Here is a 21,502-nt window from a genome sequence, read left to right on the forward strand (position 1 = left end):
CAACTAACCTATGCAAAATAATGCGCGCTTAGCGTTAATTCCGGCTCGTAGTGGAAGCAAACGGATACGCGGTAAAAATACCAAATTATTCTGCGGGAAACCACTGATTGCATATTCAATCGAGGCGGCAAAAGCGTCGCGCTTGTTTGACGAAATTGTAGTGTCGACTGACTGCCCCGATATTGCGAAATTAAGCCAATCATTAGGTGCTAGCGTTCCCTTTATGCGACCAGCATCGCTATCTGATGATTTTACGGGCACTCGCGAAGTCATTACCCATGCGATCAATGCACTACAAGCCACTAACAAACAGTACGAATTCTGTTGCTGTATATACGCAACGGCGCCTTTCTTACAAGCTGAGTTTTTGCAGAAAGGGATAACACTACTTGAAGCTGATAAAGAAAAAGCATTTGCTTTTTCGGTTACTAGTTTTGGTTTTCCAATTCAACGTGGAATTACTATCGAAAATGGCATTGTTAATCCTTTGTTTCCAGAACATGTATTAACACGTTCTCAGGATCTTGAATCTTGTTTTCATGACGCTGGCCAATTTTATTGGGGGCGCACAAAAGACTACTTAAACCCCGCCAGAACATGGTTTTCTAAAGACTCACTTGCAATACAAATCCCACGACATTTAGTACAAGATATAGACACTGAAGAAGATTGGTTGCGTGCCGAGCTAATGTATAAAGCCTATACAAAAAGCTAATAAACACCAAAAATGTGTCAAAAAATATTATTTTTTGCTGTCAAAAAGACGACTTTTCTATACTATTAGGTAAATCGTTATATTATTATCTATGCATAAGTCATAGACGTTTTAATCATCTAGTACACACGAGTTGGAGCAGTATGAGCAAACTTTTGGTAGTCAGTGAAAACCAAACCCGTAAGCAGAATTTAGAAATTATCTTGTCTTTCTTAGGGGAGCAGTTTTTTAGTTGTGGTTACACTGATTGCGTCGCAACGATTGCTGAAAGTGGCGATTGGGGAGCGATTTTGCTAGACGGTGAGGTGCCAGAGATAGCGGAAGATATCATAGAAAAATACCCCGATAGCCCATTTATTAACATTGGCTTTCAACTAAGCGGTGATCGCGAGTTTAAAAACTTGATTGGTTCTCTTTATGAACCAATCACCTACCCGAACTTAAGCGAGTTACTAAAATTAAGCAATGAATACCACACCGCGAACCGTCCACTATCTTCTTTAATGACGGGAAAAACAAAGCTGTTTAGAAGCCTCGTTGGTAATTCTCATGGCATCACAGATGTTAGGGAACTCATAGAACAAGTGGCTCCTGTTGAAGCCAATGTACTTATTCTCGGCGAGTCGGGAACCGGGAAAGAAGTTGTCGCAAGAAACATTCACTACATGTCAAAGCGCCAAAAAGGTCCATTTGTTCCTGTTAACTGCGGTGCTATTCCTGGTGATTTGCTTGAAAGTGAATTGTTTGGGCATGAAAAAGGCGCCTTTACAGGCGCGATAAGTGCACGAAAAGGACGCTTTGAATTAGCTGAAGGGGGAACCTTATTTTTAGATGAAATAGGGGATATGCCTTTACAAATGCAAGTCAAATTACTACGCGTTTTGCAAGAAAGAATATTTGAACGCGTTGGTGGTGCTAAAACCCTAAGATGCGATGTGCGTATTATCGCAGCTACTCACCGTAATTTAGAAGAAATGATTTTGAAAGGTAGATTTAGAGAAGATTTATATTATCGTCTCAATGTCTTCCCAATTGAAACGCCTGCCCTGCGCGATAGGGCACAAGATATCCCTTTGCTGTTGCAAGAACTTGTCACTCGTCTAGAAAATAATAAACAGTCTCCGGTTAAATTTACGCAAACTGCCATGGGTTCATTGATGCGGCATAGCTGGCCCGGCAATGTCCGTGAGTTATCTAATTTAGTGGAGCGATTATCTATTCTGCACCCCTTGCAGGTGATAGATTTAAAACATCTGCCTCACAAGTATCAATTTGACGATAATGGTACACAATTTCCAGAGTCTGACAATACAGAGAAAGAACAACAAGAGCGTGATGCAATTAATGCGATGTTTAAGTTTGAAGGTGCTAGTCCACCGGCTAGTGATACAGATTTACAATCGGTCGACGCTAGCCTACCTTCTGACGGCGTGAACCTAAAGGAATACCTATCCGATTTAGAGATAAACTTAATCAAACAAGCTTTAGAGCAACAAGACTGGGTTGTGGCAAGAGCTGCGGACCAATTAGGCATGCGCAGAACAACATTAGTCGAAAAAATGCGCAAATATGAAATTGTTAGATTAGAAAAAGCTGACGGTCAATAATTTGAACCTAAAGTCATAATATTGACATAGCTATAAAACTATTTCCTTTAAAAACAAGTAGTTAAATTTGGCATATAGAATGCATTGGGTACAGTATGTAGTGACTAAAGTGCCAATGTATGATTTTATCTTCTTCACCGAAACAAACTGCTCCAAGTCTATCCAAAAGTGAGTTAAGCGCCAATGTTGTAGGTGATTTTGCCTACGACGATACGTTTAATAATGGTCGTCCCATCTATTTAAACAGCAGCGATATCGATAACGATAGTCGCTTTTTCCACCTTATATCTGTTTTACCGGCCGGAGTATTAGTGGTTGATAAAATGGGACGAGTAAGTTTGGCTAATCAACAAGCGATACATTTATTGGGCGAACCCTTAAAGGGCAATTTGTGGCGAGATGTTATAAATAGAGTATTTGCACCACAAGCTGATGATGGTCACGAAGTATCTATGCGAAATGGGAAACGGGTAAAAATTGATATCTGCCCATTGAGTATTGAAAAAGGTCAGTTGATTGTTATTACGGATTTAACCGAAACCAGACAATTACAAAGCCGAGTAGGTCATATGCAGCGTTTGTCATCGCTCGGTAAAATGGTCGCGTCTTTAGCGCATCAAGTACGAACCCCTTTGTCATCGGCATTGTTGTATGCAGAAAACCTTAAGTCCATGAGCTTACGTGATGATTTAGCCAATCGATTTAGCGAAAAATTAACACATCGCTTAAAGGAATTAGAATCTCAAGTTAACGATATGTTGTTATTTGCTAAAAGCTCAGACCAGCAAATTGTTAGCACCTTATTGACTCAAGATATTCAAGATAAAAGCATTGCACAAGTTGATGCTCAACTCAAACAAGAAAACATTACTTTAACAGTTTCTAACGAGATTGTTGATAGTGCCATACTAGGTAACCTTACCGCAATATGTGGCGCAATAGCGAATTTGTTAATGAATGCCAGTCACGCAATGGCTGAAACTTCATCAAAGAAGCCTCACATTCAATTACTAACCCGCAAAGCCAATATCAAAAATGTTGATTATGCAGTAATTAGTGTTATCGACAATGGTCCAGGCTTAGAGCAAGATAAAATAAACAAATTATTTGAACCTTTTTTTACCACAAAGTCACAAGGCACTGGCTTAGGGCTGTCAGTTGTTAATACAGTTGCTAAGTCTCACAAAGGCTTTGTGAAATGTGGTAATAATGAAATTGAAGGCGCCTATTTTTCTCTTTATTTACCATTATCAAATTCTAATATTTCCAATACCCAAAAAAATAGTGAGACAGGAGTAGCACATGAGTAAAACAAAAATATTGATAGTTGAAGATGATCATGGTCTTCGCGAAGCGTTAATGGATACTTTATTGTTGGGTGGATATCAAGTGACACCAGTAGATAGCGCAGAAGGTGCGATGGTTAAGCTATCAGATAGCAGTTTTGATTTAATTGTAAGTGATATTCAAATGGCAGGTATGAACGGTCTTTCTTTATTAAAGTCGGTCAAAAAGAAATACCCGAATCTTCCTTTTGTATTAATGACAGCGTATGCCAATGTTAATGATGCAATACAAGCAATGCGCGATGGTGCAACCGACTACCTATCAAAACCATTTGCACCGCAAGTATTACTTAATTTAGTCGGGCGTTATGCACCCGCTCAAAAAGTAGTATCGAGAACACCAATAGCGGCTGACCCAAGTAGTCTTAATTTACTCAATTTAGCGCAAAAAGTGGCCAATTCTGATGCTACTGTAATGGTGCTGGGTCCCAGTGGTTCTGGTAAAGAAGTACTATCCCGTTACATCCACGATCAGTCTTCTCGCAGCGACGCACCATTTGTCGCAATAAATTGTGCAGCGATTCCGGAAAATATGTTGGAAGCGACTCTGTTTGGCTATGAAAAAGGGGCATTTACAGGAGCTATTCAGGCATGTCCAGGAAAGTTTGAACAAGCTCAGCAAGGTACGATTTTACTTGATGAGATCACAGAAATGGACCTTTCTTTACAAGCCAAACTACTGCGAGTGTTGCAAGAAAAAGAGGTTGAGCGATTAGGTGGTCGTAAAACAATATCGTTAAATGTACGAGTGATTGCTACTAGCAACCGTGATTTGAAAGCCGCTGTGGCAGATGGCAAATTTAGAGAAGATTTATATTATCGCTTAAATGTGTTTCCAATTACTTGGTTACCATTACATCAACGTCAAGGCGACATATTACCATTAGCAAAACATTTATTGACAAGACATTGTGATTCTAACAAGGCAACGCAACTCACATTTTCGGCTAGCGCTGCTCATAAATTGAATACGCATACATGGCCTGGAAATGTGCGTGAATTGGAAAACGTTATTCAACGTGCATTAATTCTCTGCAATGATGACATCATAGATGGTGATGATTTACTCATTGAAAGTACTCACCAACAAATTTTTGACGCTAATGCAGAAACTAATCCTCAAGCTTTGTTTATAGAGGACGATAAAAGTTTATTGGGTTCAGAATTGCGAGTGCAAGAGCATCAAATTATTTTGGATGCATTACAAGCACTTAACGGCAAACGTAAAGATGTTGCCGAGAAATTAGGTATCAGTCCGCGCACTCTACGATATAAATTAGCGAAAATGCGCGAAAGTGGCATAGAACTTCCATCATAGGAAAATATGACGCAATTTTACGAATAAAAACCCCTCCCGTTTTTTGTAAGCAGTATGACAGGATGTCAATCCCTATTTCCGCCCCTTATTGGGGCGGTTTTTTTTTGCATTAGGTTTACGCCTTTTAATACACGCTAGCGGCTTTAAGTTGCCACGCCAATTCAAAATGAAAGTCAAAAACTGCCGTTTTTCATGATGTTGGCATTGTCTTTGCAGAGAAAGTTATAACGACCGGAAATCTTAAGATTTTCCAAAAATATGACGCTTGGAGCAGAACTAGTGGACGTTAAAGCAAACTCAATTTATCAAGAAATGCAGGCAATGGCAGCGGAACTGACAGGGCAGTCAGATGCTTTGTCTAGAGCGGAAAAAAACCCAGCCTCAGGTCAATTTGCTGACATGCTTGGCCAAGCTTTAGATAACGTAAATGGCATGCAAAAAACCTCCAGAACATTGCAAACACGTTTTGATATGGGTGACCCAAACTTAAGTTTAGTTGATGTTATGGTAGCGAAAGAAAAATCGGGGATTGCATTTGAAGCAACTGTGCAGGTTAGAAACAAGCTATTGGAAGCCTATAAAACAATTATGAATATGCCCGTGTAATGTCCTTAAGACAAAAATAAACCTTAAATTATGTTAGTCAAATTAATGGGAAGTAAACGTTGTGGCTGAAGCAGCAAGTACCGAACTCTCAATACCAGATTCTGATGAATCAACAGAAATACTTGAATCTTCTAAAAATCCAATTTTAGAAACGCTCACTAATACCGAAACTATTAGGCAAGTGACTATGATCGTGACACTTGTCATTTGTGTGGCGATTGCTATTTTTATTTTTATATGGTCAAAAGAGCCTGCTTATCGGCCTTTAGTACAAATGCCTCATCAAGAGATGATTGAAACCTTAGATCACTTAGACCAAAACCAAATCGAGTATAAAATTGAAGGAAATACAATTTTGGTACTTGATTCAGAATTCAAGAATGTAAAACTGGGATTAGCGCGTCAAGGGCTTACACCAAGTGCAAATCAAGGTACCGATATCATCATGCAAGATATGGGCTTTGGCGTTAGTCAGCGTGTCGAAATGGAACGCTTAAAGCATGCTCGAGAACAGCTTCTAGCGCGCACAATTGAAGATATTAATGCGGTAGGCAAAGCTCGCGTATTGCTCGCCATCCCTAAAGAAAATGTGTTTGCCAGAAGAGAGTCAAAAGCAAGTGCAACAGTCGTTGTAACCGCACAAAATGGAACATTTTTGTCAGGTGAAGAGGTAGATGCAATTGTAGACATTGTTGCCTCTGCTGTACAAGGCATTGACCCAACTAGGGTAACGGTAACCGACAACAACGGTCGCTTACTCAATTCAGGCTCTGCTGACTCAGTTAGTGCAATGGCTCGTAAAGAATATGAGATTGAAAAAAACCGTGAAATGCAGTACCTAGAAAAAATAGATTCTATTCTTATTCCTGTGCTCGGTGTTGGTAATTATACAGCGCAAGCCGACGTGAGTATGGATTTTACAAAAGTCGAACAGACGCAGCGACAATATAACCCCGACTTACCTGCTGTGCGAAGCGAAATGTTAAGTGAGCAAAATACCGTTGGTGCAATTATAGCCGGTATTCCTGGTGCATTGAGCAATCAACCGCCAGGAGACTCTCAGATTCCAGAAAATGCAACTGACACCAATGCGGGACAAGCTACGCCAGGCAATACAAGTAGAGAATCTACCAGAAATTACGAATTAGACACTACGATTAGTCATACCAAAAAACAAACGGGTGTGATTAGTCGCTTGAGTGTGTCGGTAGCAATAGACCATAAGAATTCGATTGATGCTAACGGTGAAAGTGTTAGCACGCCGCTCAGTCAAGAAGAGCTTTTAAATATACGTCGTTTATTACAGGGTGGTATTGGTTTTGATGTCACTCGCGGCGATTCGTTAGAAGTCGTCAGTATTCCATTTAACCGCATTGACATAGGCGAAGTTGCGCCACTCTCAATTTGGGAAGAAGAATGGTTCATGCCTATTTTTAAATTGTTTATGGGTGCCACTGTTATTATTGTATTAATCATGGCGGTAGTAAGACCTATGCTCAAGAAACTACTCTTTCCTGAGAATGGTTTACTTGAACAAGAGCATGATGATGCAGATTTGGATTTAGGTGATGAAACCATTGATGTGCTGAGTGAAGATTTTGATGAAGCACAAGTTGGCTTCTCGCCAGATGGCTCACTCATGTTACCTAACTTACATGGTGACGAAGATGTACTTAAAGCGATTCGCGCGTTGGTGGCGAATGAACCTGAATTATCAGCCCAAGTTGTTCGTGGCTGGTTATTAGAAGACGAGTAGGACATACCATGGCAAAAGATGCACAAAACACAATGCCAGCAAATGCTGCTCAAAATAGTGAAGCGCCAGAGATACCAGAATATGACATAAATAAATTAGATGGTATTGAAAAAGCGGCCATACTTTTATTAAGTTTATCAGAAGACGATGCTGCACAGATACTGAAATTTATGGAGCCAAAGCAAGTACAAACATTAGGTATTGCGATGGCTGGTACCGACGATATGACGCAAAACAAAATATCTGCAGTGCATAAACATTTTATTGACGAAATTCAAAATTATTCAACTATTGGCTTCAAGAGTGAAGATTTTGTGAAACGAGCACTAGTAGCTGCTTTAGGAGAAGATAAAGCTGCTCATTTGCTTGACCAAATACTAGCGGGTACTGGTGCTAAAGGTCTAGAATCTTTAAAATGGATGGATTCTAAGCAAGTGGCAAATATTATTCGTAACGAGCACCCTCAAATACAAACAATCGTTATGTCCTACCTTGATCCTGAGCAATCAGCAGAGATTCTGGCTAATTTCCCTGAAAAAGTCCGCTTAGACTTGTTGATGCGCGTGGCAAATTTAGAAGAAGTACAGCCGGCTGCATTACAAGAGCTAAATGAAATTATGGAAAAACAATTTGCAGGTCAAGCTGGTGCCCAAGCAGCGAAAATGGGTGGTCTGAAATCAGCAGCTAATATAATGAACTATCTTGATACAAATATCGAAGCGCAATTAATGGAAGCGATAAGAGAACAAGATGAAGAAATGAGTCAACAAATACAAGACCTGATGTTTGTTTTTGATAATTTAATTGACGTTGATGACCGCGGTATCCAAGCCATTTTGAGAGAAGTGCAACAAGAATCGTTGATGCGCGCGATTAAGGGTGCCGACGATGATTTACGTGACAAAATTACCCGCAATATGTCCAAGCGAGCCGCTGAAATGTTAGTTGATGACATAGAAGCAATGGGCCCGGTTAGATTAAGCGAAGTTGAAACGGCGCAAAAAGAAATTTTGTCGATTGCTAGACGATTGGCCGATGCTGGCGAAGTTATGCTGGGCAGTAACGGTGGAGAAGAGTTTGTTTAATGTTCAATAATACAGCTGTGAATAGGGCAGGTTCTGCTACCCAGAAACTCGATAAAGCGAAAAAATGGGATTTACCTAGTGTTGAAGATGAACAACTGAACCATGAAGACGATAAATCAGGTTCACCAGCCGCAACCGATGCACTCAACAGACCTAGAGGGAAATGGAAATACGAAGCACCGGAAGTTGACGAAGATCTTGCTCCGCTTACTGCCGCTGAAATCGAGGAAATTCGACAAGCAGCACATAGTGAAGGCTTAAAAACAGGGCATGCTGAGGGTTTTGAACAAGGCAAGCAAGAAGGCTTTGAAGAGGGGCAAAAAGAGGGAGTAGAAAGCGGTAAAAAGGCCGGTTTTGAAGAAGGTATAGAGTTGTCTACGCAAACCATTGAAGCTAAAAAAAACGAGCTCTCAGGTTATATTAATGATTTGCACCAACCTTTAAAACAAATTGATGAAGATGTTCAAAAAGAACTGGTAATTCTCGCTATTAATATGGCAAAAGCAGTTGTGAATGTTGAAATTACTCAAAATGAAAAGGTACTGTTGAATGCGGTAAACCGAGCGATTCAAGCGCTTCCTAGTCAAGAAAAAGATTACAGTATTATTATTAACCCAGAAGACTATCCCGTATTTTTATCGCATTTTGACGAAACAATCATTAAGCAAAATAATTGGCGAATCAATACCAATGACACTATTGCTAGAGGTGGTTGTAAGATACAAACCAATGATCATGCTGTTGACTTGTCAATTGAAAAAAGATGTAGCGATATTTTTTCACAAATGCTCATCAAACAAGGATTGAGTGATGACCCTCGCGCTAGCTGAACGCATCAAAGCTTTGGGCAATGATATTCCAACTTCTCCGGTTATTAGAGCGGGTAAATTGGTCCGCGGTGTTGGTTTAACTTTAGAAGCGATAGGCTGCACTATTCCCGTTGGTGGAAGGGCGCTAGTGCAAACAATTAACGGAAGAGTTGAAGCAGAAGTTGTTGGTTTTGCTAACGATATTACTTATTTGATGCCGGTACAGAGTATTAAGGGCATTGTCCCAGGTTCATTGGTCGAACCATTGAGTCAGGATTCGGCCTTACCCGTTGGCAGTGCTTTGTTAGGGCGTGTAATTGATGCTAATGGTCAGGCTTTAGATGATTTAGGCGAAATAAAAACGACTAAGAGCGTTTCAACACAAGGCCAAGTGATAAACCCTTTGAGCAGGAAACCAGTTAGAGAACCTTTAGACGTTGGTGTGCGAGCCATTAATGCAATGATTACCGTTGGTAAAGGTCAACGGATGGGCTTGTTTGCAGGCAGTGGTGTGGGTAAAAGTGTATTAATGGGAATGATGACAAGAGGCACCAAGGCCGACATTGTTGTTGTAGGCTTGGTAGGTGAAAGAGGCCGAGAAGTAAAAGAGTTTATTGAAGATATTTTGAGCCCTGAGGAGCGAAAAAAAGCAGTAATTGTTGCTGCGCCGGCTGATACTTCCCCTCTAATGCGTTTAAAAGCCTGCGAAACTGCGGTCACCATTGCGGAGTATTTTCGAGAACAAGGTCAAAATGTTTTATTATTAATAGACTCTCTCACACGATATGCTATGGCTCAGCGTGAAATAGCACTTGCCGTAGGCGAGCCTCCTGCAACTAAAGGTTATCCACCTTCAGTTTTTGCTAAGTTACCTGCACTAGTAGAAAGAGCGGGCAACGGCAACAAACAACAAGGTTCCATTACGGCTTTCTATACTGTACTCACTGAAGGTGATGATTTACAGGATCCTATTGCTGATGCTGCTCGCGCTATCCTTGATGGTCATATTGTGCTTTCAAGAGAACTGGCAGATTCTGGTCATTACCCTGCGATCGATATAGAAAGCTCCATTTCAAGAGTCATGCCCCAAGTCGTTTCTCAAGAACACGAAGAGCATGCTCGACGGATCAAGAATGTTTATTCGAACTATCAACAAAACAAAGAGCTCATCAACATAGGAGCTTATGTCAAAGGGAGTGACCCACAAATTGATTTATCAATTGCCGCGGCGCCTGCTATTAATGCTTTTTTACAACAAGGAACGAAGCAAATAATTGATATGCAGCAAACACTAGAAACGGTGACGACGCTTAGTGGTGGCATTGCCGCTAGTCAGCCGGCTAAGTAATAATTTATGAGTAAATTAAGACAGCTTAATTTGGTCCTCGACCTAGCGCTAAAAAAAGAACAGAACTGCGCAATGCTTTATCAGCAGGCAAACATGCATTTGCAACAAAATCAAATCAAATTGTCTGGCCTTGAACGTTATAGACTTGACTATTTGCATGGAATTAGACAAAAAGCTCATCAAGGCGTCGACGCGCAATCTATGAATCAACATCATCAGTTTGTTGGGAAACTGGATAAAGCTTGTGAGCAGCAAATACAGCTTATTAACAATGCCGTATTAGTTAAAGCTCAACGTAAACAACAATGGCTGCTACAACAACAAAAAAGTAAAGCTATAAAGAGTTTAATACTCTCAAAACAGAAAAAGGCAATCGCGTTAGAAAATAGGCAAGAGCAAAAAATGTTTGATGAATTAGCAGCTCAACATGCATTTAAAAAAACCTCCTTACATCGCTAAAAGAAGTAACTTCCCTCAGCAGTAAAAATTGGTATAGATAATGCTAACTCTACTATATTAATTAATTTATATTCTATTAATTACATTAAAAACAATAGCTTAAAAAATATTTGTTTTGGGAAAAAATCATATGATGCAACAAATTGCCAGCAAACAACCTGACTCTGCCGCCTCTGTATTGCCGCTAGAAGTGAAAGCAGAAGCGACTAGTAAGTCTGCTTTCCATGAGGCTTTAGATTTACACCAAGACAGTAAATCTAACACCTCGATGTTAAATGCTGTGCGCGATGACAGAAGACAGGACGCTAGCGCTGACACCAACGCCTCATTCGAACAAAGCGAAATGTCGCTGCGTAATACAAAAAATACGCAAGAGGCTACCGAACAAATATCACCTAACAATAAAAATGAAAAAACCGGCAAGGTCGAAAGGGGGCAAACGTCTTCAAATGATAAAGCTGAAACCTTAGACGCAACTAATATTGATCAAGATAAAAAGAATAGTGAACAAGAAATCAAAAGTTCAAAAATAGAATTAGCCAGACAAGGGCAACAAGAGGTTGCGCAAGACCAAACAAATAAAGACAAACAACAAAAAGCAGAATTTGATTTTATCAGTTATGTGAGCAAAGTAGCTGAATTTGAATCAGGAAGGGATATTTCTGACGCTAAAGAGTTTAATAATATAGATGACAAAAGCGTTTCTGCCAATGCAATAAAGATTTTTGACGATTTACTAGTGGTTTCTCAACAAGCCAGTCTAGACGCATCAGAGCAGAATCAAGTTCAGCTAGAAATAAGCTTAGTGGAACTTCAATTATTGCAGGGTTTACAAGCAGGTACCGCAGAAGCTAACCAAGCCACTCAAGTAGAATTATCTGTTGTGGATGAAGATAAAGTGAAGGCCTTAATATCATCGATGTTATTGCAATTGCAAAAAGATAGCATGGGTACAGTTGAGGGTGAATTGCAAAACAACACAAAAATAGCATCACAAACGTTTAAAGAAATGATTGACTTAGACAAGACATTAATGGAACAAATAATGGGGGCTAAAGCCGTTGAAGCTAATGGCAAGGCCATTCTCGCAAGTGATAATGAGCTAAATGCGCAAGGTATTGCCCAAATTAATGTGCAAGCTAATACAACACAAAACAATACAGAAAGCTTAATAACATCAAACGTGATAACTGACGAAACGATAGTAAATGATAAAACTTTAGCCGCGTTACCTCGCAATGAAACACTTAATAAAAGCAAGGCTGAGGCAATAGCAGCAACATTCGATATTGAAAATACTGAATTGAAAAAGGGAACAGTCATTACTCAAGGTTTGGATGCTGAATTAGCTCTCTCAAATCAGGACGAAATAGATGACAATGTACTTTCAAAAATGTCACAAAGGTCTACTGAACTTGCTAATAAAACTGCAGAGCAAAATAAAGTAATCATTTCAGTAGAAAATACTAAGGCACCCTTGAACAATATACTCGCGCTTGAAGAGGATAAGTTGCAAGCAACACTTGCTAACTTAAAAGAGCGACTAGAAAACACTGCGCAAGCATTAAAAACGCCTGAAAAAGGCAATGAATTTATTGCGGCATTACAAGCGGGCGTTAAAGAATTTAAGCAACAGTTGGGGCAAGGAAGAGAACCCGGCATAGATTTAAATGCACTGGCCGAGAAAGCCTTATCAAGTGCAGCGATAGAAAGTGATCAAGCTATTAAGTTAAAGGTAGAAGAAGCAGTTAAACAAGTTAATGCCGTACTAAATTTGGCGAATGCTATAAATAGCACAAGTGCTCAATTACAGGCTTCTGTACAAAATGTAAGCAACAACGACATTGCTGGCAATATTTCTCAAGTAGAAGGAACGAAAATTGCTAATGGGGTAAATATGGCCGCAAATACAAATAGTGCGTCATTAAGTCAGCAAGCCGTCATTGACCGGGCTATAAATATATTTAAAGCAGACGGGCAACAACAACTCGCTGAAAAAGTTAGATGGATGGTGAACGCCAAAAATGCGACTGCTGAGATTAGATTAGACCCGCCAGACTTAGGTGGTATGCAGATAAAAGTTAATCTAAGTGGTGATAGTGCTCAAGTTAATTTTTCGGTGCAATCTAATGCCGCAAAAGAAGCTCTCGACCAAGCAGTACCCAGACTAAGAGATATGCTTCAAGAGCAGGGCATTGAACTTGGTGAATCATCTGTAGAGCAAGGTAATGATCAACAGCAATTTGCAAGTAATGAACAAGAACAACATGCAAATAGTGATGTCGTTGTGAGACGTCAAGATTTAGCTAGTGATGAACAGGTAAGTGACAATGAAGTGGCGCTTGAAACGCCAATTATTAATCAAAGAATACATAGCAATGGTATTGCGGGAATTGATTATTACGCGTGATTTAATGACATAAATTGGCGTCACATAAGCAATTAATGTAAGTAATTAACCAACTTGAATACACCAAAAGGTAAGTGAAATGGCTGAAGAATTAACAACAGAAGATGGCGGCAAGAAAAAATCGAAATTGATGTTAATCATTATCGTAGCTGTTGTTTTATTGCTAGGTGGTGGTGGCGGTGCATATTATTTTCTTTTCATGGGTGATGAGCAAAGTGCAGAAACAGATGACACAGAAGCTAGCGCCGAAATGTCAGAATCGACAGAAAACGAAGGTCGAGCGATTTATGTTGCCATGCCGCGACCATTTCAGTTTAACGCACCGGGTGCAGCTCGTGAACGATTAGTACAAATCGAAGTACAGTTGATGGTACGAGGTGCGGAAAACGAAGAGCGAGCGCAACGTCACATTCCAATGATAGAAGGCAATCTTTTACAGGTTTTTAGTGCCGCAAACGCCGACGATTTGGTAACCGAATTGGGTAAAAAAGAGCTCAGAACAAAATCGACATCACAAGTACGTCAAATACTCAATGAACTAGAAAATAACCCAGTTGTTGAACAAGTATTATTTACAGGATTTGTGATCCAATGACTATAAAGAATATAGCAGGGCATAGGTGATAAAGTGAGTGATTTACTTTCACAAGACGAAATAGACGCACTATTGCACGGTGTGGATGATGTTGAAGAAGAACAAGTCGAAGAAATTGAAAACGACGGTTCTGCCCTTGAATATGATTTTTCTTCACAAGACCGAATTGTTCGGGGTCGCATGCCTACGCTCGAAATTGTCAATGAGCGTTTTGCTAGACATATGCGAGTGAGCTTGTTCAATATGATGCGTCGTTCAGCAGAAGTGTCTATAAATGGTATCCAAATGATTAAATTCGGTGAATATGTGCATACGCTTTTTGTTCCTACTAGTCTTAATATGGTGCGCTTTAGACCATTAAAAGGCACAGGATTAATAACCATGGAAGCGCGTTTAGTATTCATCATGGTTGACAATTTTTTCGGTGGTGATGGTCGTTATCATGCCAAAATTGAAGGCAGAGAATTTACACCTACCGAACGTCGCATTATTCAAATGCTGTTAAAGTTAATATTTGAGGATTATAAAGAAGCTTGGGCGCCAGTAATGGATGTGTCTTTTGAATACTTAGATTCAGAAGTTAATCCGGCGATGGCAAATATTGTGAGTCCAACAGAAGTTGTGGTGATTAGTTCATTTCACATAGAGCTTGATGGCGGTGGAGGAGACTTTCATATTTCCTTACCCTATTCAATGTTAGAGCCTATTCGAGACATGTTAGATGCTGGCGTACAAAATGATAAAGAGGACACTGACTTCCGTTGGAGTAAAGCCTTGCGCGATGAACTGATGGATGTAAAAGTTGGATTAACGACACACTTTTTAGATGTTGAACTATCTCTAAGAAAGTTAATGAGTTTCGAAGACGGGGATATTATTCCTATTCAGATGCCAGATAGTGTGACCGTTTCTATAGAAGATTTACCTTCATTTAGAGCCAAGTTAGGTAAGTCTAGAGACAACGTTGCTCTTCAGATCAGCGATAAAATTAAAAGACCTTCTTCAGTTAAGTCAGAATTGCAATTATTTACCAAAGGTGGCGTGATTATTGATAGTGATTCTGAATTATCGGTACTAGAAGAAGATCTCAATAGTGTATTACAGAGGAAATAAGCGATGAGCCAAGATGATGATAATTTAGATGATTGGGAAGCTGCCATGGCTGAACAATCGGCTGCTGAAGGCGGGGAAGCAGAGGAGTCGGTTGATCCTGATGATCTCATTGCTGCTGCACAACAGGAAAATGAACCAGAAGATAGCGTCGATGAGGTGCAATCTGCGGGGCTAGATGAATTAACCGAAGCGCCAATGGCTGCTGGTGAAGATAAAAAGCTAGACACCATCTTAGATATTCCTGTCACCATATCGATGGAAGTCGGCCGAACCAATATTAGTATTCGAAATTTACTGCAATTAAACCAGGGCTCAGTGGTTGAATTAGACCGCGTTGCCGGTGAACCTTTAGATGTTTTGGTAAATGGCACGTTGATTGCTCATGGAGAGGTAGTAGTCATCAACGATAAATTTGGGATTCGGTTAACGGATGTTATTAGTCAGGTCGAAAGAATCAAAAAACTTAAATAAAAAAATCCCGTCAAACCCATGTTTGACGGGTATTTCAAAGCTACTTCTATTAATCTTCATTACACTTCAATCAAGTTTTTTAAGCGCACAACAAGACACAAGTGATATCACCTCTCCGAGTAACATTATGTCGGTGTTTTTGTCACTTCTAGTTGTAATCGCCATTATTTTTGCTTTTGCATTTGTCATGCGTCGATTTAATGTCACTCAAGCAGGAAACGGACAGATGAAAGTGGTTGCTAGCTTAATGGCTGGCAATAAAGAAAAAGTAATGGTTATCGAAGTAGGTGACGAACAACACCTTTTAGGCATTACATCACAAAACATTAATCATTTAGCAAAACTTGAAACACCCCTACAAACGAAAGCTAGCAGTACGAATAAGTCAATTGACTTAGCAGACAATAATTCTTCTACTCAATTGAATTTTCAGCAAAAATTGGTGCAAGCAATGGCTGATGGACTTTCTGGTAAAGGAATTAGTAAAAATAATACGGGTGATAAACATGCTTAAAGGATTCTTTGCGTTTATATTGATTACTTTTGCTTCAACCGCCTTTGCACAACAAACAGGTATCGAAGCCGTTACAGTAACAACAAATCCCGACGGCAGCCAAGAATACTCAATGACTCTACAAGCGCTCTTTATTATGACTGCTTTGAGTCTAATTCCTGCGGCCGTAATGATGATGACTTCGTTTACTCGAATCATCGTTGTATTGTCTATTCTCCGCCAAGCTATTGGTTTACAGCAGTCGCCTTCAAATCAAATTCTTATTGGTGTTAGTTTGTTTTTATCGATGTTTATTATGGCCCCGGTATTTGAAAAAATTAACGAACAGGCATTGCAGCCATACTTAAATGAAGAAATGACATCCATAGACGCCTTTAACAAAGCAAAAGAACCAATGCGCGATTTTATGCTAAGTCAAACTCGTATGACTGATTTAGAGACATTTGTTCGCATTGGTGGTTACGAAGGCCAATTCGATTCTCCAGAGCAAGTGCCATTAACAGTACTTATCCCAGCCTTTGTCACGAGCGAGCTAAAAACTGCGTTTCAAATTGGGTTTATGTTGTTTATTCCATTTTTGATATTAGATTTAGTAGTGGCTTCCGTTTTAATGGCAATGGGTATGATGATGTTGTCACCCATGATTGTTTCTTTACCGTTTAAATTAATGTTATTTGTGCTGGTAGACGGCTGGAATTTGATTTTTGGTACGCTGGCAAATAGTTTCGGGATGGGAGTTTGACATGAGTCCAGAATCATTCGTAGAAATATTGCGTGATGCAATGTTTATGATCATATTAATTGTTACAGCAATTATCTTACCTGGACTGTTAATTGGGTTAGTTGTAGCAGTATTTCAAGCGGCTACCTCCATAAACGAACAAACAATGAGTTTTTTACCGCGCCTTATCGTTACCTTGTTGGCAATGAGTTGGTTGGGCAGTTGGATGGTCAAAAAACTTATGGATTATACCTTTGAGTTAGTCAACAGCATTCCGACAATCGTCGGTTAACGGACGTAACATAAAAACATGGACTTGCTAAGCAGCACAATAACCAATTTGATCAGTGATTATATGCTCGCGTTTATGCGATTTTCGGGCATGTTTATCGCCATGGTTGGCATTAGTGCCCGCACTATTCCCCCGGTGATTAGGAACTTGCTTGCGATTTTGTTGACTGCCATGATTGTTCCTATGATACCTCCTGTTCCAATGACCGAATTAGTCTCGCTCGGGGCAATGCTTGAGGTGATAAAGCAACTCATTATTGGCATTGCAATTGGGTTTATTTCGATGATGGTCATTAATACCTTTGTGCTAGCTGGGCAAATTATAGCAATGCAGACAGGTCTTGGTTTTGCTTCTATTGTCGATCCTGTGAATGGTATAAATGTTCCCGCAGTTGGTCAATTTTACTTGATTCTGGCGACCTTGCTTTTTTGGGCTTTTAATGGCCATTTATTCATGATTGAGCTACTCGTAGTCAGCTTTGAAGCATTTCCTATTACCGGCCCTTGGTGGACTGGAGAACAGTTTAAAGAAATTGCTCACTGGGCAGGTTGGATGTTTGTGTCAGCAGTGACGATTGCTTTAGCACCTATAGTGAGTCTATTAATAGTTAATTTGGCCTTTGGGGTAATGACAAAAGCATCACCACAATTGAATATATTCAGTATTGGATTTTCTATTGCTCAAATTATGGGTTTGACCATTATATGGATGACCTTGTCGAATCAAGCACTGCATTTTGAGCAGCAGTGGACTCGAGCACAAGGACTAATGTGCGAATTATTAAAAAGTTGCTAGCGATGCTGAGTCAGAATGAGAATAACTTAGCACAATACAAACTCACATTATTTTATATGTGCAACAATCGATTTGGGCAGAATGATGGCTGAACAAGATGATTCGTTTGAAAAAACGGAAGAACCCACCCCCAAAAAACTCGAAGACGCACGAAAAAAGGGGCAGATAGTACGTTCTAAAGAATTAACAACTACTTTGTTGTTGTTGTTCAGTGCTTTTGCATTAATTTCAGTTGGACAGTATATTGCTAGCGCCATGTTTGGTATTACCCAACGCTCTTTTATGTTGTCGCGCGATGAAACTTACGACATAAAACACATGTTTCAGATTTTAGAAATGGCGGTGCTTGAAAGCGCATGGCCATTAATTGGATTTATCGTCATTGCGATGATTGGTGGTATTTACGGCAGTGTCGCAATGGGAGGCTATAATTTCACTTGGTCGTCAGCAGCACCAAAAGCCAATAGAGTAAGTCCTATGAAGGGATTTAAAAGAATGTTTGGCTTAGAAGCTTTAGTTGAATTGCTAAAAGGTATAGGGAAAGTATTAGTTATTTCTGGCATGGCTTATTTTGCCTTAATTATTTTTAAAGACGAGGCCTTACATCTTGACGTTGAACTTTACCCACTAAATATTTTCCATGCTTTGGATATGCTCGAATGGGCCTTTTTGTTATTGGTCGTTGGAATGGTGCCGATTGCGCTCATAGATGTTCCGTTTCAAAATCATAAACACAATAAAGAAATGAAAATGACGCTGCAAGAAGTAAAAGATGAACGGAAAAATGCAGAAGGCGATCCGATGGTCAAAAGCAGGGTAAGACGCATTCAATATCAAGCCGCAGCAAATCGTATGATGCAAGAAGTGCCTGATGCTGACGTTATTGTGACTAACCCAACACACTTTTCGGTTGCTATAAAATATGATCAGGATGGTGATCGTGCACCGGTTATGGTTGCCAAAGGTGCTGACCAATTAGCGTTGCACATTCGTAAAATCGGACAAGCACACGATGTTCCAATTGTTCAATCTCCGGCTTTGGCACGGGCAATTTATTATTCAACCGAAGCAGACCACGAAATCCCTCAAAAACTCTTTATGGCAGTTGCCCAAGTCCTTGCTTATGTTTATCAATTAAAAGCATATAAAAAAGGTAAAGCTAAACGTCCTAAAGCACTTAAAAAAGATTTACCAATACCACCAGAGCTAAGGCGATAATAAGTACCCTCTTTATTACCGCAACACAACTATTCCAATACGCTTTCGCGGGAATAACACAAGTGATCGTGGGAGTGAGGCAAGAGTTTGCAGGGATAGTTTAGGCGATAAAACTAATTAAATTGATATTTTTGTTAAGTTGGCACGAGAGTTGTAGTACCCACTTTAAATATTAATAATTAGTCAAGAATTTGGTGTATGCAGCTTGCACAAGCGTTTCAAAAAATTGATAAAAATCATTTAAAAAGTCTAACCAGTGGATTGGGCGCGCCGATTGTAGTGTTGGCCTTGATGGGTATGGTTATTCTACCTATGCCAACCATTTTATTAGACACTTTGTTTAGTTTTAATATTGCCTTGTCTTTAGTCATTATTTTAGTTTGTGTATTCACGCAACGCCCCGTAGATTTTGGTATTTTCCCTTTAGTATTGCTCGTTGCGACGGTTTTGCGCCTCGCACTAAACGTAGCATCTACCCGAGTCGTTCTTTTAGAAGGTCATGAAGGTGGGGATGCCGCTGGTAAAGTAATACAAGCATTTGGTGAAGTAGTCATTGGTGGTAATTATGTGGTAGGGGCGGTTATTTTTACCATCTTACTCATCATCAATTTTAAAGTGGTTACCGCAGGGGCTGGCAGAATTTCAGAAGTCAGCGCTAGATTTACTCTTGACGCGATGCCGGGCAAGCAAATGGCAATAGACGCTGACTTAAACGCAGGGTACATAGACCAGGATCAAGCGCGCAAAAGACGTCAAGAAATTACCAGTGAGGCAGATTTTTATGGCTCTATGGATGGTGCCTCTAAATTTGTAAAAGGCGATGCAATAGCAGGCCTGTTTATCATGTTAATCAATATTGTTGGCGGGCTTTTTATTGGCATGTATCAACATGATTTGTCTTTCGGTAACGCAATGGAAGTGTACACCGTCTTAACAATTGGTGATGGTTTAGTTGCTCAAATACCTTCTTTATTGTTATCGGTTGCGACCGCCATAATTGTGACTCGAGAAAACGATAGTCAAATAATGGGCGACGAAATTAGAGCGCAGCTAGCGAATAGACAAGCATTGTATATCACTGCCATTATTTTATTTATTATGGGTATCATACCCGGGATGCCGCATTTTGCCTTTTTGACCTTTTCTGCAATGGTAGGTGGATATGCATTCTACCGCGATTGGAGTGCTAAAAAGCGTGCTGAAGAAGCCGCAAAAGTGGCAAAAATGCCAGACAATGTCGCACCAATGGGCGAAGTTAAAGAGCTTAGTTGGGATGATGTGCAGCCATTAGACATTATAGGGCTAGAGGTTGGATATCGGTTGATTCCATTGGTTGATAAATCACAAGGTGGAGAATTACTCAATAGAATCAAAGGCGTTCGGAAAAAACTCTCACAAGAGCTTGGTTTTCTTATTCCACCTGTTCACATCCGCGATAATTTAGATTTCACGCCTAACGCTTATTCTATTTCTTTATTAGGTGTTAGCGTTGGCGAATCGCAAGTTAACCACGACCATGAATTGGCAATTAACCCGGGTCAAGTATTTGGCACACTCGAAGGCACCGTTACAAAAGACCCTGCATTTGGATTGGATGCTGTTTGGGTAAAACAAAGCCAACGAGAACATGCACAAACTTTAGGGTATACGGTGGTTGATTCAGCGACAGTTGTTGCCACCCATTTGAGTCAATTACTGACAAATCATGCCCATCAATTGTTGGGACACGAAGAAGTACAACAACTTCTGGATATGCTTGAAAAGACACATCCAAAGCTAGTAGAAGGTTTGGTACCCGATATCTTGTCTCTTAGTTTGGTGGTTAAAGTACTACAAACATTATTGTCTGAAGGTGTGCCCATTAGGGACATGCGTACGATAGTACAGACGCTTTCAGACTATGGTCCCAAAAGCCAAGACCCCGATGTATTAGTGTCTGCCTTGAGAATTTCACTTAAGCGACTGATAGTGCAAGAAATAACCAATGGTAGTGCTGAAATTCCAGTAATTACACTTGCTCCTGAATTGGAACAGATGTTGCATAAGTCACTTCAGGCGGGTGGTGATGACGGCGCAGGAATCGAACCTGGTTTGGCAGAAAAGCTTCAAGAATCTTTGTCAGAAGCGTGTCAACAACAAGAGGCTGCTGGTGAGCCTGCAGTATTGTTAACGTCAGGCATGTTAAGACCGGTCTTATCAAAGTTTTTAAAACAAGCGGTGTCTGGTTTGCATGTGTTGAGTTATCAAGAAATACCAGATGATAAACAAATAAAGATAGTGTCATCAGTTGGGCAATAGCCATCCGTTATTGTACTTCACGAAAT

At 40.0% G+C, this 21,502-nt stretch carries 20 protein-coding genes; all 20 read left to right on the forward strand.

All coding sequences use genetic code 11. The annotated features are described in order from the left end of the window. Window positions 1–10: 10 nt before the first annotated feature. Window positions 11–715, forward strand: coding sequence for a pseudaminic acid cytidylyltransferase (gene pseF / locus RM552_RS02960; RefSeq protein ID WP_311367301.1), 705 nt, complete (start codon window positions 11–13; stop codon window positions 713–715). A gap of 143 nt (window positions 716–858) precedes the next feature. Further along, window positions 859–2,322 carry a sigma-54 dependent transcriptional regulator gene (locus RM552_RS02965; RefSeq protein WP_311367302.1) on the forward strand — a complete coding sequence of 488 codons (1,464 nt, stop codon included), beginning with the start codon at window positions 859–861 and terminating at the stop codon, window positions 2,320–2,322. Between the two features lie 119 nt (window positions 2,323–2,441). Then, complete coding sequence (locus RM552_RS02970; RefSeq protein WP_311367303.1) at window positions 2,442–3,632, forward strand: sensor histidine kinase; 1,191 nt, start codon at window positions 2,442–2,444, stop codon at window positions 3,630–3,632. Next, entirely contained in the window at window positions 3,625–4,986 is a 1,362-nt protein-coding gene (locus RM552_RS02975; protein WP_311367304.1) for a sigma-54-dependent transcriptional regulator, read from the forward strand. The genes RM552_RS02970 and RM552_RS02975 overlap by 8 nt, the downstream gene beginning before the upstream one ends. Window positions 4,987–5,265: 279 nt before the next feature. Continuing rightward, a complete protein-coding gene (fliE, locus tag RM552_RS02980) occupies window positions 5,266–5,592 on the forward strand; it encodes a flagellar hook-basal body complex protein FliE (protein WP_311368265.1) in 327 nt (108 codons plus the stop codon). Between the two features lie 61 nt (window positions 5,593–5,653). Then, window positions 5,654–7,348 carry a flagellar basal-body MS-ring/collar protein FliF gene (gene fliF / locus RM552_RS02985; protein ID WP_311367305.1) on the forward strand — a complete coding sequence of 565 codons (1,695 nt, stop codon included), beginning with the start codon at window positions 5,654–5,656 and terminating at the stop codon, window positions 7,346–7,348. A 32-nt stretch (window positions 7,349–7,380) separates the two neighbouring features. Next, on the forward strand, window positions 7,381–8,433 hold the full coding sequence (gene fliG / locus RM552_RS02990; RefSeq protein WP_311368266.1) for a flagellar motor switch protein FliG: 1,053 nt from the start codon (window positions 7,381–7,383) through the stop codon (window positions 8,431–8,433). Beyond that, the gene (fliH, locus tag RM552_RS02995) at window positions 8,433–9,263 is read left to right on the forward strand and encodes a flagellar assembly protein FliH (RefSeq protein ID WP_311367306.1); all 831 of its coding nucleotides are present in this window, start codon (window positions 8,433–8,435) and stop codon (window positions 9,261–9,263) included. The genes fliG and fliH overlap by 1 nt, the downstream gene beginning before the upstream one ends. Beyond that, the gene (fliI, locus tag RM552_RS03000) at window positions 9,244–10,590 is read left to right on the forward strand and encodes a flagellar protein export ATPase FliI (RefSeq protein WP_311367307.1); all 1,347 of its coding nucleotides are present in this window, start codon (window positions 9,244–9,246) and stop codon (window positions 10,588–10,590) included. Before fliH ends, fliI begins: the two co-directional genes overlap by 20 nt. A gap of 6 nt (window positions 10,591–10,596) precedes the next feature. Then, window positions 10,597–11,049 (forward strand): flagellar export protein FliJ, encoded by a 453-nt coding sequence (fliJ, locus tag RM552_RS03005; protein ID WP_311367308.1) that lies wholly within the window; start codon window positions 10,597–10,599, stop codon window positions 11,047–11,049. 130 nt (window positions 11,050–11,179) lie between these two features. Further along, entirely contained in the window at window positions 11,180–13,459 is a 2,280-nt protein-coding gene (locus RM552_RS03010) for a flagellar hook-length control protein FliK (protein WP_311367309.1), read from the forward strand. A 79-nt stretch (window positions 13,460–13,538) separates the two neighbouring features. Then, window positions 13,539–14,054: a flagellar basal body-associated protein FliL gene (gene fliL / locus RM552_RS03015; RefSeq protein ID WP_311367310.1), complete on the forward strand. Its 516-nt coding sequence runs from the start codon at window positions 13,539–13,541 to the stop codon at window positions 14,052–14,054. Between the two features lie 33 nt (window positions 14,055–14,087). After that, entirely contained in the window at window positions 14,088–15,167 is a 1,080-nt protein-coding gene (fliM, locus tag RM552_RS03020) for a flagellar motor switch protein FliM (RefSeq protein WP_311367311.1), read from the forward strand. 3 nt (window positions 15,168–15,170) lie between these two features. Beyond that, window positions 15,171–15,638, forward strand: a complete 468-nt coding sequence (gene fliN / locus RM552_RS03025; RefSeq protein WP_311367312.1) for a flagellar motor switch protein FliN — start codon at window positions 15,171–15,173, stop codon at window positions 15,636–15,638. Further along, the gene (gene fliO, locus RM552_RS03030; protein WP_311367313.1) at window positions 15,598–16,152 is read left to right on the forward strand and encodes a flagellar biosynthetic protein FliO; all 555 of its coding nucleotides are present in this window, start codon (window positions 15,598–15,600) and stop codon (window positions 16,150–16,152) included. The genes fliN and fliO overlap by 41 nt, the downstream gene beginning before the upstream one ends. After that, a complete protein-coding gene (gene fliP, locus RM552_RS03035; protein WP_311367314.1) occupies window positions 16,145–16,894 on the forward strand; it encodes a flagellar type III secretion system pore protein FliP in 750 nt (249 codons plus the stop codon). Before fliO ends, fliP begins: the two co-directional genes overlap by 8 nt. A gap of 1 nt (window position 16,895) precedes the next feature. Then, on the forward strand, window positions 16,896–17,165 hold the full coding sequence (fliQ, locus tag RM552_RS03040) for a flagellar biosynthesis protein FliQ (protein ID WP_311367315.1): 270 nt from the start codon (window positions 16,896–16,898) through the stop codon (window positions 17,163–17,165). Between the two features lie 18 nt (window positions 17,166–17,183). Next, a complete protein-coding gene (gene fliR / locus RM552_RS03045; protein ID WP_311367316.1) occupies window positions 17,184–17,960 on the forward strand; it encodes a flagellar biosynthetic protein FliR in 777 nt (258 codons plus the stop codon). Between the two features lie 84 nt (window positions 17,961–18,044). After that, a complete protein-coding gene (flhB, locus tag RM552_RS03050; protein ID WP_311367317.1) occupies window positions 18,045–19,178 on the forward strand; it encodes a flagellar biosynthesis protein FlhB in 1,134 nt (377 codons plus the stop codon). Between the two features lie 198 nt (window positions 19,179–19,376). Further along, window positions 19,377–21,476, forward strand: a complete 2,100-nt coding sequence (flhA, locus tag RM552_RS03055; RefSeq protein ID WP_311367318.1) for a flagellar biosynthesis protein FlhA — start codon at window positions 19,377–19,379, stop codon at window positions 21,474–21,476. Window positions 21,477–21,502 lie beyond the last annotated feature (26 nt).

It is taken from the genome of Glaciecola petra (assembly GCF_031846345.1).
Lineage (GTDB): Bacteria > Pseudomonadota > Gammaproteobacteria > Enterobacterales > Alteromonadaceae > Glaciecola > Glaciecola petra.